Source organism: Aerococcus sp. L_32 (genome assembly GCF_050689315.1).
Genome location: NZ_JBOEQF010001207.1, coordinates 1 through 553 on the forward strand (window position 1 = coordinate 1; position 553 = coordinate 553).

Annotated in this window: 1 protein-coding gene; it reads left to right on the plus strand. The window is 39.8% G+C overall.

Annotation, left to right across the window (positions count from 1 at the left end; translation table 11 throughout):
* Positions 1-277 precede the first annotated feature (277 nt).
* Positions 278-553: SseB family protein (locus tag ACRCJ0_RS18960; RefSeq protein ID WP_431391752.1), on the plus strand; the 276-nt coding region annotated here is incomplete at its 3' end.

The window sequence follows — 553 nt, forward strand, 5'->3', positions numbered from 1 at the left end:
AATTTCGCAGGATATAAGCTATCGCAAGTGATAGGTAAACTTGTTCGGTCCAAGAGGAGATATATGATTTTTGAACAGTCATTTGTTACAATAAACACCGAAAGCATGAATTCGCTACAATATAGAAGTAATCCTTATTTGAAAAGGGCTGGTCCGGATTAGCTGACGGCCATCTAAAGGAGAGAAAGCTATTTTCCAAGAACTCAATAGCGAATAACAAATAAGAATGATTATACAGTTATTATATAGAAGAAAAATGAAAGGAAGGCAAGATTTAATGACGCAGCCATTCGGCAAGAAACGTTTAATAGAAGTATTGACCGCATATAAGGCAGATCCAAACCCGTTAACAACGCTGGCTATGTTGACCACGATGGCGACCGCCCACTTATACGCTATCCAGCTAGAGGGGACACCAGCCGACAAAAGTATCTGGTTAACTTACGACAAAGAAAAGGGACAACGAGAGCTTGTGACTTTCACGGACAAAGACCAAGCTAGCCAGTACGCATCTAAAGCAGATAATGTTTCGATTCAGCAAATGACTTTTAAA